The organism is Phaeodactylibacter xiamenensis (assembly GCF_000759025.1).
GTDB lineage: Bacteria > Bacteroidota > Bacteroidia > Chitinophagales > Saprospiraceae > Phaeodactylibacter > Phaeodactylibacter xiamenensis.
The window spans coordinates 16,821-30,288 of sequence record NZ_JPOS01000018.1 but is presented as its reverse complement, the minus strand read 5'-3'; the positions used below and the strand labels follow the sequence as shown (position 1 = coordinate 30,288).

Sequence of the window (13,468 nt, the reverse complement as noted above, 5' to 3'; positions counted from 1 at the left end):
TCAAAGAAATATGGAATTTCCTGATACGCTCAAATATACGAATGAGCACGAATGGGTCCGCGTAGAAGAAGGCAACATCGCTTATGTTGGCATTACGGATTTTGCGCAGGGCGAGCTGGATGAGCTGGTTTACGTCGAAGTAGAAACGGTGGATGAAACCCTGGACAAAGACGAAGTCTTTGGAACCGTGGAAGCCGTAAAAACCACGTCTGAGCTTTTTATGCCGGTCTCTGGCAAAATACTGGAATTCAATCCTCAGATTGATGAGGCGGATGGTGATAACCCTACCCTGGTCAATGAAGACCCCTACGGAGAGGGCTGGATCGTTAAGATCGAGATGACCAACCCTGCTGAACTCGAAGAACTGATGGATGCAGAGGCCTATAAAAAGCTGGTCAGCTAAAAAAAATAATATTTTTTCTTTCTTCACACACCAAAAACTCAAAGCGCTGCATCTTCCAGATATAGACAACAACAAAATGATGTTGTTGCCTGCCCTAATCTGGGCAGGGGCGCTTATTTTTTTCTCAACCGGAGGGCAAGTCTCTCCGCCGAAGTTAACCTCACTACTGGAGCCCGATAAGCTCGCACACGCAGTCGCCTATTTTATACTGGCGAGTCTGCTTGCTTTCGGATTTGCCCGGTCTGGAATGAGGGGGCTGCAAAAGCACCCCATTCTATGGGCCATAGGGATCAGCAGCCTGTTCGGTTTTTCATTAGAAGTCGTACAATATTTGTTTTTCCCGGGGCGGCTTTTTGAGCTTTACGATATTCTTGCTAATATTATCGGCTCCGTAGCATGTGTATTATTGTCTAGTTTTTTGATAAAATAAACCTTGTCAGTATGGATGTTTCAATTACTGGTGGGGGATTAGCCGCCGCGCTGGCGTTAATCACTGTAGGCATCGTTGCATTTATTGTAGTAATGCGCAGTATTTATTCCAAGCGTGCGAAAGAAGGATTACAGCAATCCGATTCCGGCTCATCGCTTACCTCCAGAACCAAGTACGCTGGTGCTGATGCTTTTAAGTACAGCGGTACGTACTTCAACCTTGGCCTTGCTCTTGCAGTGGGCCTTACTGTGCTCGCCTTTGGCTGGACGCAGTACGAAGAGGAAATTTACATTCCGGATGATGCGCTTGAGCTGCCGGATGAGATTGAGGTAGAGCCCCCACGTACGGCTGAACCCCCACCACCGCCACCTCCACCACCGCCACCGGTGATCGAAGAGGTACCGGATGAAGAAATTCTCGAAGACGAAGAAGTCACCTTCGAGGACCAGTCTATCGACGATCAGACGATCGTAGAGGCGCCCGTTGTTGATGACGCGCCGCCACCCCCACCACCGCCGCCACCCCCACCACCCAAGCCAAAGGTGGAGGAGATATTTAAGGTAGTGGAAGACATGCCTCGTTTCCCGGGCTGTGAAGACCTCCCCACCAAAGAGGAGCGTAAGCAGTGCGCGGACAAGAAAATGCTTGAATTCATCTACAAAAACATCAAGTATCCGGCTATAGCCCGGGAAAATGGTGTGGAAGGCACTGCTGTTGTGCAGTTCGTTGTAGAGAAAGATGGCTCCATCACGGATGCCAACGTAGTGCGTGACCCCGGTGCTCAAACCGGTGCAGAAGCGTTGCGAGTGGTTAACCTGATGAAAGAGCAGGGAATACAGTGGATTCCAGGTAAGCAGCGTGGACGCGCCGTTCGCGTACAGTTTAACCTGCCGGTCCGTTTCCGCCTTGAGTAGTATACTACTTTGGTTGTCTTATAAAACGGCTGATGGCTCTGAGGAGCGGTCAGCCGTTTTTGCTTTTATGGCCGCCTGCCCAACCAATCCTGCTGCTCCTCCGTTATTTGAGGAGAAAAAGCATACCTTTTCCTCTGGAAAAACGTTTGGGATATAATAGCTACAACGATACATTGATGAAGAAGAGACACTTGAAATGGGTTTTCGCTTTGCTGCTCACGGGCACCCTCACCACTTTAACCTTCGGGCAGGACCGGCAGCTGGCCAATCAGTATTACCGGGACGGGGAGTTTGAAAAAGCCTCTGTGTTATACGAGCAGCTGTACAAGGAATCAAACTATAATGACTTCTATTTTGACCGCTACATTGAGTCGCTCATGGCTATGGATGACTACGACGCCAGTGAGAAAGCCATTAAAAAGCACTTACGGCGCGACCCGGAGAATGTACAGACTTACGTTACCTACGGAAAGCTGCTGGAGCGGCAGGTGAGAAGTGAAGAGGCAGAAGACATGTACAAGACGGCTATTGAGAAGCTGCCTAAAAACCAGATACAGGTCACGAGGCTGGCCAATGCCTTCATGACGCTTACGAAATACGACCTGGCTATTGCCGCCTATGAGCGGGGGGCGGAAATGCTTAAAAACAGAGATGTCTTTGCCTATGACCTGGGCGAATTATACCGCCGAAAGGGAGATATTCCCAAAATGATCGAAAACTATCTGGTCAGTATAGAGGCAGACCCCAACCGTATTACCCGGGTGAAGTCCATTCTGCAGCGTTACCTGAATGCAGAAGATTACCTGGAGGTGCAAAAACAGCTCTATGCCAAGATTCAGGAAGATGCAGACAACCCCCTTTATCCGGAGCTCTTGTCCTGGGTGTTCATTCAGCGTAAAGATTATAACGGGGCGCTTCGTCAGATGCGTGCCCTCGACCGGCGCTATAATGAAAACGGCGGCCGGGTGTTCGCCCTTGCTGATATCGCTGCAAATGATGGTGACTACGCAGCGGCTATTAAAGCCTACGAATACATCGTGGATGAAAAAGGCCCGCAATCGCCCTATTATCTCGACGCCAAGAGGCAGTCTTTGCGCTCCAAGCGTAAACAGCTCGTTAGTGGGTACGATTACACTATGGAGGAACTCCGGGAGCTGGAAAAAGAATACGAAGAGTTCCTGACTGAATTTGGCCGCTCTAAAGTGACCGCCAGAATCATCCTTGAGCTCGCTGAGCTGGAAGCCCTCTACATCAATGACCTCGACAAAGCCATTGAGCTGCTCAATCAAATGATTGCTTACCCGAACGTCAACCCAAATGTTCAGGCCAGAGGGAAGCTGTCACTGGCTGATTATAACCTAATGCAGGGCGAAGTCTGGGAAGCCACGCTGCTGTATTCCCAGGTAGATAAAGCATTTAAGGAAGATCTGCTTGGCCATGAGGCGCGCTTCCGGAATGCCCGGCTGTCTTACTACGCCGGCGATTTCCAGTGGGCTCAGGCACAATTTGATATTCTGAAGTCTTCGACATCCAAGCTGATTGCAAATGATGCACTCGATTTATCCGTATTCATTATGGATAATCTTGGGCTGGATACCACAGAAACGGCACTAAAACTATATGCTGATGCCGACCTTCTGGTATTCCAAAACCGCTTCGGGGAAGCATTTGCTAAAATGGACTCCCTCAAAACCAGCTTCCCTAACCATTCTCTGGGAGACGATGTGCTCTATCTGAAAGCACAAATTCAGAAGAAAAAGCGCAACTATGAGGAAGCAGCAGCATTGCTACAGGAAATAGTGGACAATCATCCGGATGAAATCCGGGCAGATAATGCCCTTTACCAACTGGCATCGCTTTACGAAAATCAGTTGGAACAGCCGAGCAAGGCACAAGAGCTTTACGAAACGCTGTTTATCGATTACTCCAATAGTACACTTGCTGTGGAAGCACGCAAGCGTTACCGCATACTCAGGGGAGATGATATTCAGTAGATGGTAGCAGTGTTATTTCCACCTTGCCAAACTTGTGATATAAATACAAAAGATGGAGCTAAGTACAGGGCAATTCCTGCTTAGCTCCATCTTTTTTCGCAGTGTACATCTCAATACTGTACACCGCGCAAGCGTAATAAGTGAAAGGGGCGGGATGGCCCCTGTTATTACTTCAGGCGAGTCTCGTTAGAAACGGTCAGCTTCTTCCGGCCCTTCTTCCGGCGGCTTGCCAGTACTTTACGACCATTTTTCGTTGCCATCCGTGAACGGAAACCATGCTTATTCTTACGCTTTCTTCTTGAGGGTTGATATGTACGCTTCATTGCGGTATTTTCTTTATCCTTCTGTGTAAATTCTACCTTTTCTCAAAAGTGCGACAAAGGTAGGGCATTTGGTTGGAAAGACCAAGCCAAATCTTTGATTATTAATAACAGGATATGCCAGCGGGGTGCCTTAAAGCGGCACTTTAGATGGTCATGATGTCTTTTTCCTTGCCTTCGACGAGCTTATCGATCTTACTGGAATAAGACTTGGTCATGTTTTCGACTTCCTCTTCCATGCGTTTGCCCATGTCTTCCGGGTAGCCGTCTTTCACTGCTTTTTTGATCTGTTCCATAGCATCGCGGCGGGCACTTCTCAGCCCTACCTTCGAATCTTCGGCAGCAGCTTTTGCCTGCTTTACCAGTTGTTTACGGCGGTCTTCGGTAAGGGCGGGGATATTGATGCGGATCACCTCTCCATCGTTTTGCGGGGTGAAGCCGAGGTTGGCTTCCATAATCGCTTTTTCGATTGGCTGAATCATGCTTTTCTCCCAGGGCTGAATAACGAGCGTACGGGAGTCAGAGGTGCTTACGTTAGCGACTTGATTCAGTGGCGTCTGCGAACCGTAGTACGGTACAGTCAGGCCGGAGAGCATATCCGGGGTAGCTTTGCCTGCACGGATTTTGAGCAGCTCTTTTTGCAGGTGTTCCACGGCATGGTCCATACCTTCTTTTGCCGCCTCAATATAAATATCAACTTCTTCCTGTTGCATGAGCGTAAGTTTTAAGCAGTGGATGAATTTGGTTGCCTTCTGGCTTCGGTCAACGTATACCGGTAGCCAAAGCAGGGCAAAAATACATAAAATTCGAGCGATTTATTAAGCAAATTCGCTTTACGGAGCCTGTAACGATGGCTAATCCCGTGTGGCCGCAGAGTACCGCATGAGCAGGTAAAGCAGCATTACAAGTGCTGACAGCGCCGCTGAAACGTAGGTCATAGCCGCCCACCAAAGGGCATCCTTGGCGCCTGCCTGCTCTTGCCCGGCGGTTACGCCACTACTCTCCAGCCAGGCCAGTGCCCGCTTACTGGCATCAAACTCTACAGGCAGGGTAATAAAGCTGAATAAAGCCGTTACCCCAAATGCTGCAATCGTGATCAGCATAATTGAAGGCATGGACGACAAGGTCATGAAAGCAATGATTAACAGCCACTGCTGTGCCATAGCCGAGATATTGACCATTGGCACGAGGGCAGAGCGTACCTGTAGCATACTATAGGCTTGTGCATGTTGCACAGCGTGCCCGCATTCGTGTGCAGCTACTGCCGCCGCAGCGATCGTATTGCCCCGGTACACGTCCGGGCTAAGGCTTACCGTTTTGCTCACCGGATTGTAGTGGTCAGTAAGAAACCCCTGCCCCTCCACAATCTTGACATCCCGAATGCCATAATGATCAAGCATCCGCTGAGCAATCTGATAACCGGGCAGGCCGGAGCGCAGGGGAATTTGACTGTAATGGCTGAACTTGCTCTTCAGTCGCTGGCTAACGAACATGCCGATCAAAGACATAACGCCTGCCACAATCATATAGCCCATATCAAAGACCATAGCTTCGCAATTTTAAGATTCTGTCTGCGCGAATCATTTTGGTTAATCAATCAGGTCAAAGCCGGTGTAGCTTTGCAATACTTTAGGAATAATAATTCCATTTGCAGTTTGATTGTTCTCCAGCAAGGCTGCAAAAATACGCGCCAGTGCCAGTGCAGACCCATTCAGGGTGTGCGCCAGCCGGGTGGACTTGCCATCCTTAAACCGCAGCTTCATCCGGTTGCTTTGGTAAGTCTCAAAATTGGACACAGAGCTCACCTCCAGCCACCTTTGCTGCGCGGCAGAATAGACTTCAAAGTCGAATGTAAGTGCAGCCGTGAAGCCCAGGTCGCCCCCGCAAAGGCGCAGTATACGGTAAGGCAGCCCGAGTTTGTCGAGCAGCCCGCCTACGTGTGCGAGCATCTCCTCCAGCGCCTCGTAGGAACGGTCGGGGTGTTCGTAGCGTACAATTTCCACCTTGTCAAACTGATGTACCCGGTTTAGTCCCCGTACATGCGCACCATAGGAACCGGCTTCGCGCCGAAAGCAGGGGGTGTACCCGGTTAGCTTTACCGGGAAATCATCTTCCGACAGAATCTCATCCCGGAAAATATTGGTGATGGGTACCTCACCGGTGGGGATGAGGTAAAAGCCATCCTTTTCTATATGGTACATTTGCCCCTCCTTATCCGGTAGCTGACCGGTAGCGCGGGCAGAATCCTCGTTGACGATGAGCGGTGGCAGAATTTCTTCATAGCCCGCCCGGTTGGCTTCATCCAGAAAAAAGCTGATGAGCGCCCGCTGAAGGCGAGCCCCTTTGCCCCGGTACAGCGGGAAACCGGAACCGGTGATCTTGGTACCCAGTTCCAGGTCAAAGAGGTTGTATTTTTTAGCCAGTTCCCAGTGCGGCAAAGCATCGTCGCCCATCTCTGGCAGATCTTTTGCCCATGCTTTATAGACTTCATTGTCGTCCTCGGTAGAGCCCTTAGGGACAGAAGGATGCGGGATATTGGGTACCTGATACAAGGCTTCGTCCAACTCGGCTTTTATCGATTTCAGAGCGTCTTCCAGGCTTGCTGCCTCCTCCTTAATATCGTTGACCCGGCTGCGTTTTTGTTCGGCTTCGTCCTTCTGGCCTGACTTGAAAAGCTCCCCGATTTCCCTGGAGAGCGTATTGCGCTCCGCCAGCAGGCTGTCCAGTTCAGTCTGTGTGGCTTTACGGCGGTCGTCAAGATTAATAATGTCGTCTACAATGGATAGTGCTTCATCTGAGAAGTTGCGGACCCTAAGGCCTTCTTTTACACGTTCTGTATTGACTCTCAGAAAGTTAAGTTCCAGCATGATGCGGTTTTCTTTTACAGATTTTGGCGGGTGGCAGTTCCCGATTGAACTTATGGAAGAATAATCAGTTTAATTTTTGCAAAGATACTATTTGAATTCAGAAAATAAACGTATTTTTGTAGCACCAAAGCACAAATGCACGCCAATACAGCCTCTGTGAGAGCGTTCCAAGGCGCACAAATTCTATCCTGCTTATTCCTGCAAGTTTATAAAGGTTAAGATTTTAAGTGACACGTCATGTGTTTTGGATGTTCCTGAACATCTTAATTGAAGCTTGAATGAACTCGCTCGCCCCCTGTCTTCAGGAGTGGTTTCCAGGGTCAAACCTAGGAGTTCATCCATAGGAATAGCAAGAATTTTTTCATGCCTCCGCTTTTACTATTTCCCCAAACTCATTCATTTCATTAACCACACAAACCGTCCTTAAGCGACACACAAATCAAACTCTAAGTAACACAGCGATACTATGTTAGATATATCACAGTTAAACTACATGCTGGTTCCAGAGCTCCGGGAACTAGCCGAAAAACTTGGGCTTTCCGGGTATAAACGCCTGAACAAGCAAGAATTGATCTACAAAATTTTAGACCATCAGGCTGCCTCCGGCGAAGGTACAGATACTGATTCCGGCAAAGCAGAAGAAGAGGAGGATAGCAAGCCCCAACGCCGCTCTTTTGACAAAAAGCCTAACCGACGGACCAATGATTCGGAGGAGGACGATGACAACGGCAAAAAAGATGGTGGCCGCCGCCGCTCTACACGTAGGGTAGTAAAAGTCGCCAATGATGATAATTCAGGGAACAAAAAGCCGGAACCGGCAGATGATGCCCCGGAAGAAATGCCTGATGAGCCAGAGGAAAAGCAAAAGGAGATGGCGCCCCGCTCTGACCAAAGAGAGCAGAACCGAAAAGAGGATAAAAGAAAAAGAGCGGATAGCCCTCCCCCTTCCAAGCGTAAGGAGAAGGAGCCCAAAACTGAACCTGAAGAAAAGTTCGATATTGAACTCGATGGAATTATCGAGGGCGAAGGCATCCTGGAAATGATGCCGGATGGATATGGCTTCCTGCGCTCCTCCGATTATAACTACCTGACTTCACCTGACGATATCTATGTCTCTCCTTCTCAGATCAAGCTCTTCGGCTTGCGTACCGGGGATACGGTACGAGGTGCTATTCGCCCTCCAAAAGACGGAGAAAAGTACTTCGCGCTGTTGCGGGTGTCCCGTATCAATGGTCTTGAGCCACAGGATATCCGTGACCGGGTACCTTTTGATTACCTCACGCCACTGTTCCCAACGGAGAAGTTCACTCTTACCAGCTCGCCTACCGGCCGAGATATTGGCAACCGGATGATTGATCTCTTCACGCCGATCGGCAAAGGACAGCGTGGATTGATCGTTGCTCAGCCAAAAACAGGTAAAACCTTCCTGCTGAAGGACGTTGCCAACGCTATCGCAAAAAACCACCCAGAGTGCTACATGATCGTATTGCTGATCGATGAGCGCCCGGAGGAAGTAACTGATATGAAGCGCAGTGTGAATGCAGAAGTGGTCTCCTCTACCTTCGATGAGCCTGCTGACAATCACGTGCGTGTAGCGAATATCGTGTTGGAAAAAGCCAAGCGCCTTGTGGAAAGCGGGCACGATGTGGTTATCCTGCTGGATTCTATCACTCGTCTTGCACGGGCTTACAATACCGTAGCACCTGCCAGCGGCAAGGTGCTTTCCGGTGGTGTTGAAGCAAACGCCCTGCACAAGCCTAAGAAATTCTTCGGTGCCGCCCGTAATATCGAGGACGGCGGCTCTCTGACTATCCTGGCAACTGCCCTGATCGATACCGGATCCAAGATGGACGGTGTGATCTTCGAAGAATTCAAGGGTACCGGCAACATGGAGCTGCAGCTTGACCGCTCACTGGCGAACAAGCGCCTCTACCCTGCGATCGACCTGACCAAGTCGAGCACGCGCCGGGAAGACCTCCTGTTGGACAAAGATGCTTTACAGCGGATGTTTATCCTCCGCAACCACCTGGCCGATATGAAGCCGGACGAGGCATTCGAGTTCCTGCGTAAGCACATGGTCAATACCTCTTCCAACGAAGAATTCCTGACTTCCATGAATGGCTAATTAAGCCATCGGTTAACATAAAAATCCCCCGCACCGGCTTTCCTGCCGGGCGGGGGATTTTCTTTTTCCCGGGTTGCACGCGCGTCTTTAATTTTGGCTATGCTGTTTCATGAAGTCCTGTAGGCGCCGGTCCAGTTCATTGGGGTCTGTATTGTAGTGCGGCGTAGTTGGCGTGGTGCCCGGCATTTCTTCAAGGTGCAGGGTTTGGGTAGGAAAAGCAAACCGTACGCCAAGGGCTTTCGCCAGCTTGAGCACTTCGAGCAGGATTTCGTGCCTGCCTTTTAATTCCTCCGACCAGCTGGGTGCCTCAAAAAAGATATAGAATAAGATATCCAGGGAGTGCGCCCCCATGCCATTCAGGTGGATCTCGTAGTAGTCCTTGCGTGTAAGCGGGTGGCGGGCGACAATAGCCTTCAGCCCTTCCACAAATTTCTCAATCAGCTCCGGTGGGGTGTCATAGGTCAGCGCCAGCGTGGTACTGTAACGCCGGTACTGACGCAGCCCGTAGTTGTTCACCACCATATCAGCCACTTTCCCATTGGGTACATACACCAGGGAGTTGGCAAAGGTCCGTACTCGGGTAGACCGGAAACCAACTTCCTCCACCGTACCGTCCACACCAGCAAAATTGATCCAGTCACCGATCTGGAAAGGCTTGTCCATGAAAATAGTGAGGGAGCCGAAGAGGTTTTTTATTGTATCCTGAGCTGCCAGGGCAATGGCTAGGCCACCAATGGAAATACCGGCAATAAGCGTGGTAATGTCCACCTGAAATACCCGCAGCATTTGTATGATGGCGCCCGCAAAAATCAGGAACTGCACCCCGCGTTCGATGACCGGCAGCAGCTGCTCGTCCATTTTGCTCTCGGTCTTTTGGGCGCCCTTTCCGGCATACAGGATAATCACATCCAGGATGCGCAGCAAAATGCCTATCACCAGCCCAATCGTGACCAGCTTAATGGCCACAATGGTGAAATTGGCCGCTTCAATGGGAAGCTGTAAGGTGGGCACGAACAGCTTAAGCATTCTTACCACCACCAGCACACTGATAAGACGGGCGATGGTCCAGACCAGCCTGGGCGGCACCAGTGATGGGTAGAGCCGGGAGTGGGAAAGCTTTCTGACCACAGGTTTGAGCAGCCGGCTAAGTATAAAATGGACCACAACTGCCAAAATCAGGAGCAGGAGCAAGCCCACCAGTTGCCAGGCTTTCAGCCCCAGTATTTCGCGTTCACCAATATGCGGTATGAGCTGTAGCAGGAGGTCGGTGCCGAAGGGGTAGACCTCTTCGTGCAGGGTGTTGATCTGACTGACGGTCTCCTCTGAGTAGTACCATCGGCCATCCACTTTTTCCAGGTAAACCTGAGGCAGCTCGTTGGGGAAGGGCGTGAACACCGATTGCGCAACCGTGGAATCGACGTAATCGGCTTCCTTTGGTATGCGGTTAAGGCGAACGTACAAGCCAAGCCCATCGTAGACCTGCTTGAGCTTTATGGCAAGGCGGCTTGCCTGGGTGCTGTCAGCCACACCATAAAGGGTGCGGGCAGCAGTAGCTGGATCATAGGTAGCCGGCTGCAGGTAGTGAAGGTGCACCAGTGCTGTATTATGAGGAGTTTCCAATGTAACGGATACATTGTCGCTATTTTGCGCAGACAGCCAAAATGGTGTCAGAAGCGCGGCTAGCAGCAATTGGTAAACAGGCTTTAGCAATCGCATGATTTCATTTTGGTTGGTTCTCTGCAAATCTAAGGAATCACTTACCTTTGAAAGAAAAATGAAAGCCCAAGCCCTCGGTATTTTCCTGCTCTTCTTACTGAGTACCGTTCTTAGCGCCCAGCCTGTTAATGTGATGACCTTCAATATCCGCTACCCGAATCCGGACGATGGGGTCAACTACTGGCCCAACCGCAAGGAAAAGGTGGCCAGCATCATCCGCTTTCATCAGGCAGACATCATTGGGGTGCAGGAAGCCTTCCGTGCACAGCTGGATGAAATTTCAACTATGTTGCCCGAATACGAATGGGTTGGGCACTGCCGTACGGATGGCAGTGCCCAACCGGATCCTGATAATGAGTTTTCTGCCATTTTGTACCGGTACGCACGTTTCGAGAAGCTCAATGGCGGTACTTTCTGGCTTTCGCCCACCCCGAATGAGGCCGGCAGTAAAGGCTGGGATGCCGCCCTGCCAAGAGTTGCTACCTGGGTGAAGTTGAGGGACAAACGAAACGAGGGCGTGTTTTTTGTTTTCAACACCCATTTTGACCACCGGGGCGATACGGCCCGCCTTGAAAGCGCAAAGCTAATCCTACGGAAAATCCGTAGTATCGCAGGCGAAGCACCGGTAATGCTGACAGGCGACTTCAACTGTGGGCCAGGGTCATTACCCTACAATGCGATCACGGCTGCAAACAGCCCGGTGGAAGACGCCATGCACCGTTCAGAAATGCCCCATCATGGTCCGAACGCGACTTGGACGGACAGCTTCAAGGTGCCTGGCACCGGAGAGCGGATTGATTACATCTTTGTGACCCGGGGAGTTATGGTGCACCGTCATGCTGCACTGTCGGAAAGCTGGGGTGGACGGCTACCGTCAGACCACCTGCCTGTATTTGCCGAGCTGGAACTGCCAAAGGATTAAACAAACCCTGCCGGCCGGCGTTCAGCTTCTGTCAAAACGATAATATGAATCTGAAGCTCACAACTATAGTCAGCGGGAATTACAAAGTGGTGATGAGCCGCTTTGACCGTGATCTGTTTGAGGCACTTACCCCAAAACAGGGCCAACTTGAAATCGTGGAATTCACAGGCTCCAAAAAAGGCGACCGGGTGCATCTCCGTTTCCTAAGCCCCATAAAAGCAGATTGGGTCAGCCTGATTACTGAAGATGGGGTGAATGGGCAGCAGGCCTACTTTGTGGATGAAGGGGAGACACTGCCTTTTCCGCTCCGGTACTGGCACCATCGTCACGTGGTGGAAAAAGTCACAGAGGATACCTCCCGCATCGTCGATGATATTACTTTCAAAGGCCCCAATGCCCTTGTTACGCTACTGATGTACCCGGCTATTTTCATTGGTTTCTACCCCCGCAAACGGATTTACCGGGCCTATTTCGGACAGCCGGATTAATACATCGGGTTGCCGTTTTCTGAATGGTCGGGTATTTGTTGGATGGCATCCCAGTGCTCGACAATTTTCCCTTGCTCGTCAAACCGGAAAAAGTCCATAGTGACATATTCCTCCTGTCCGGGCCATACTTGATGGGTGTGTAAAGCGACTAAGTCTCCCTCAGCAACCGCTCTTACGAAATTCACTTGCTTATCCGGGTATTCTTCAGCCATGCGTTCGAAGTATTCTATGAACCCTGCTTTCCCGTCTTTTACCAATGGGTTGTGCTGAATATACTGATCGCCTACATAGCGGTCAACGGCTTCCTTTGGGGCTCCGTTAAAGGCCGTTTCATAATAAGCTATAGCGTTTTGTTTGTTTTGATCGGCATTTTGCGGCATAACATGTTTTTTATTACAACCGATCGCCATGTAGAATGGTTTGTAATCAAAAAAATGACAAAGTGAATAAAATACGCAAAAAAGTTTTTATCTTACTGCTTTGTCACTATCTTGCTGCCCTGATAAAACCTGATGTGTTTTCAAACTAAACCCTGGTAACCCCAAATGGATGATTCCATAATTTATACGGATGCGCGCTCTGTTTTTCTTCTAAGTATACTACGTTGAACAACTTGCTGGTGGTTTGTGTCAAGTTCATTATATTGCATAGACTTACAGCATTGGTATGAAGCTCTTCCTCCGCTTTGCTCCACGCAGGCGATCAGACTGGACCGACGAACAACTGCTTGCCGCCTGGCAGGAGCAGCGGGATGAGGCTTGTTTCAACGAAATTTACCAGCGTTATCACCACCTGGTCTATAAATTATGCTGTACCCACCTGCAACAGGTGGCAGACCGTCAGGATATTACCCTGGAGGTCTTTGCTGCTCTAATGGAATTACCTGCCTCCAAATCAATTGATTCTCTGCCGCGTTGGCTTAACCGGACTGCCCGAAACCTTTGTGTCTCGAGGTACAGAATAGAGGCTGCTGGTCCCTTTTTAAACGGGGAAGAAACTTTTTTTGAAAAAAATGCCGGTGAATTTGTGGAAAATGAGGGTTTACTGCGACATATAAGTAGAGAACACCCTCATTTAACCGACTTGCTACCGCAGGCGCTGGAACAACTGGAGACGAAACAGCGCCAATGTATTGAGCTTTTTTACCTCGAAGAAATGACCTATAAGCAGGTCAGCGAAACATTGGGGTATGATCTTAAAGCGGTAAAAAGCTATCTACAAAACGGGCGGCGAAAGCTGTCTGTGCTACTGCGGGAGCTACTGTCGGAGAGGTCTTAGCGGGTTCGGTA

At 50.0% G+C, this 13,468-nt stretch carries 14 protein-coding genes; 8 read left to right on the top strand and 6 right to left on the bottom strand.

Going from position 1 to position 13,468, the window contains the following annotated elements:
• Positions 1-10: 10 nt before the first annotated feature.
• From gcvH to IX84_RS06870, 4 genes are all read left to right on the top strand, one after another.
• The gene (gene gcvH / locus IX84_RS06885) at positions 11-403 is read left to right on the top strand and encodes a glycine cleavage system protein GcvH (protein WP_044217984.1); all 393 of its coding nucleotides are present in this window, start codon (positions 11-13) and stop codon (positions 401-403) included.
• On the top strand, positions 372-833 hold the full coding sequence (locus tag IX84_RS34485; RefSeq protein ID WP_152604947.1) for a VanZ family protein: 462 nt from the start codon (positions 372-374) through the stop codon (positions 831-833). The genes gcvH and IX84_RS34485 overlap by 32 nt, the downstream gene beginning before the upstream one ends.
• 11 nt (positions 834-844) lie before the next feature.
• On the top strand, positions 845-1,747 hold the full coding sequence (locus IX84_RS34315; RefSeq protein ID WP_044217980.1) for an energy transducer TonB: 903 nt from the start codon (positions 845-847) through the stop codon (positions 1,745-1,747).
• A 176-nt stretch (positions 1,748-1,923) separates the two neighbouring features.
• Positions 1,924-3,741, top strand: a complete 1,818-nt coding sequence (locus tag IX84_RS06870) for a tetratricopeptide repeat protein (protein ID WP_044217978.1) — start codon at positions 1,924-1,926, stop codon at positions 3,739-3,741.
• A gap of 167 nt (positions 3,742-3,908) precedes the next feature.
• Here IX84_RS06870 and rpmH read toward each other — a convergent pair whose 3' ends face one another.
• The 4 genes from rpmH to serS form a co-directional block, all read right to left on the bottom strand.
• Positions 3,909-4,064 (bottom strand): 50S ribosomal protein L34, encoded by a 156-nt coding sequence (gene rpmH, locus IX84_RS32045; protein ID WP_072013644.1) that lies wholly within the window; start codon positions 4,062-4,064, stop codon positions 3,909-3,911.
• A gap of 143 nt (positions 4,065-4,207) precedes the next feature.
• On the bottom strand, positions 4,208-4,774 hold the full coding sequence (frr, locus tag IX84_RS06865; RefSeq protein ID WP_044217975.1) for a ribosome recycling factor: 567 nt from the start codon (positions 4,772-4,774) through the stop codon (positions 4,208-4,210).
• A 141-nt stretch (positions 4,775-4,915) separates the two neighbouring features.
• The gene (locus tag IX84_RS06860; protein WP_238578241.1) at positions 4,916-5,608 is read right to left on the bottom strand and encodes a zinc metallopeptidase; all 693 of its coding nucleotides are present in this window, start codon (positions 5,606-5,608) and stop codon (positions 4,916-4,918) included.
• Positions 5,609-5,650: 42 nt separating this feature from the next.
• Positions 5,651-6,928, bottom strand: coding sequence for a serine--tRNA ligase (gene serS, locus IX84_RS06855; RefSeq protein WP_044217973.1), 1,278 nt, complete (start codon positions 6,926-6,928; stop codon positions 5,651-5,653).
• A 493-nt stretch (positions 6,929-7,421) separates the two neighbouring features.
• On the opposite strand from serS, the gene rho reads away from it, so the two are divergent.
• On the top strand, positions 7,422-9,053 hold the full coding sequence (rho, locus tag IX84_RS06850; RefSeq protein ID WP_238578240.1) for a transcription termination factor Rho: 1,632 nt from the start codon (positions 7,422-7,424) through the stop codon (positions 9,051-9,053).
• Between the two features lie 87 nt (positions 9,054-9,140).
• Here rho and IX84_RS06845 read toward each other — a convergent pair whose 3' ends face one another.
• A complete protein-coding gene (locus IX84_RS06845; protein WP_044217968.1) occupies positions 9,141-10,769 on the bottom strand; it encodes a mechanosensitive ion channel family protein in 1,629 nt (542 codons plus the stop codon).
• Between the two features lie 58 nt (positions 10,770-10,827).
• Between IX84_RS06845 and IX84_RS06840 the strand changes: the two genes are divergently transcribed.
• Both IX84_RS06840 and IX84_RS06835 read left to right on the top strand, forming a co-directional pair.
• Positions 10,828-11,691 carry an endonuclease/exonuclease/phosphatase family protein gene (locus tag IX84_RS06840; protein ID WP_044218666.1) on the top strand — a complete coding sequence of 288 codons (864 nt, stop codon included), beginning with the start codon at positions 10,828-10,830 and terminating at the stop codon, positions 11,689-11,691.
• A 44-nt stretch (positions 11,692-11,735) separates the two neighbouring features.
• The gene (locus tag IX84_RS06835; RefSeq protein ID WP_044217965.1) at positions 11,736-12,179 is read left to right on the top strand and encodes an SRPBCC family protein; all 444 of its coding nucleotides are present in this window, start codon (positions 11,736-11,738) and stop codon (positions 12,177-12,179) included.
• On the opposite strand, the gene IX84_RS06830 is transcribed toward IX84_RS06835, so the two are convergent.
• A complete protein-coding gene (locus IX84_RS06830) occupies positions 12,176-12,559 on the bottom strand; it encodes a nuclear transport factor 2 family protein (protein ID WP_044217963.1) in 384 nt (127 codons plus the stop codon). The genes IX84_RS06835 and IX84_RS06830 overlap by 4 nt on opposite strands.
• A gap of 286 nt (positions 12,560-12,845) precedes the next feature.
• On the opposite strand from IX84_RS06830, the gene IX84_RS30775 reads away from it, so the two are divergent.
• Positions 12,846-13,457 carry an RNA polymerase sigma factor gene (locus tag IX84_RS30775; RefSeq protein ID WP_052515838.1) on the top strand — a complete coding sequence of 204 codons (612 nt, stop codon included), beginning with the start codon at positions 12,846-12,848 and terminating at the stop codon, positions 13,455-13,457.
• The last annotated feature ends 11 nt before the right edge of the window (positions 13,458-13,468 follow it).

Bases quoted from the DNA above. Each gene is read 5' to 3' on its own strand.
- IX84_RS30775 (WP_052515838.1), top strand. From the start codon at position 12,846: ATGAAGCTCTTCCTCCGCTTTGCTCCACGCAGGCGATCAGACTGGACC.
- IX84_RS06845 (WP_044217968.1), bottom strand. From the start codon at position 10,769: ATGCGATTGCTAAAGCCTGTTTACCAATTGCTGCTAGCCGCGCTTCTG.
- IX84_RS06870 (WP_044217978.1), top strand. From the start codon at position 1,924: ATGAAGAAGAGACACTTGAAATGGGTTTTCGCTTTGCTGCTCACGGGC.
- serS (WP_044217973.1), bottom strand. From the start codon at position 6,928: ATGCTGGAACTTAACTTTCTGAGAGTCAATACAGAACGTGTAAAAGAA.
- rho (WP_238578240.1), top strand. From the start codon at position 7,422: ATGCTGGTTCCAGAGCTCCGGGAACTAGCCGAAAAACTTGGGCTTTCC.
- rpmH (WP_072013644.1), bottom strand. From the start codon at position 4,064: ATGAAGCGTACATATCAACCCTCAAGAAGAAAGCGTAAGAATAAGCAT.
- gcvH (WP_044217984.1), top strand. From the start codon at position 11: ATGGAATTTCCTGATACGCTCAAATATACGAATGAGCACGAATGGGTC.
- IX84_RS06840 (WP_044218666.1), top strand. From the start codon at position 10,828: ATGAAAGCCCAAGCCCTCGGTATTTTCCTGCTCTTCTTACTGAGTACC.
- frr (WP_044217975.1), bottom strand. From the start codon at position 4,774: ATGCAACAGGAAGAAGTTGATATTTATATTGAGGCGGCAAAAGAAGGT.
- IX84_RS06860 (WP_238578241.1), bottom strand. From the start codon at position 5,608: ATGGTCTTTGATATGGGCTATATGATTGTGGCAGGCGTTATGTCTTTG.
- IX84_RS34315 (WP_044217980.1), top strand. From the start codon at position 845: ATGGATGTTTCAATTACTGGTGGGGGATTAGCCGCCGCGCTGGCGTTA.
- IX84_RS06830 (WP_044217963.1), bottom strand. From the start codon at position 12,559: ATGCCGCAAAATGCCGATCAAAACAAACAAAACGCTATAGCTTATTAT.
- IX84_RS34485 (WP_152604947.1), top strand. From the start codon at position 372: ATGCAGAGGCCTATAAAAAGCTGGTCAGCTAAAAAAAATAATATTTTT.
- IX84_RS06835 (WP_044217965.1), top strand. From the start codon at position 11,736: ATGAATCTGAAGCTCACAACTATAGTCAGCGGGAATTACAAAGTGGTG.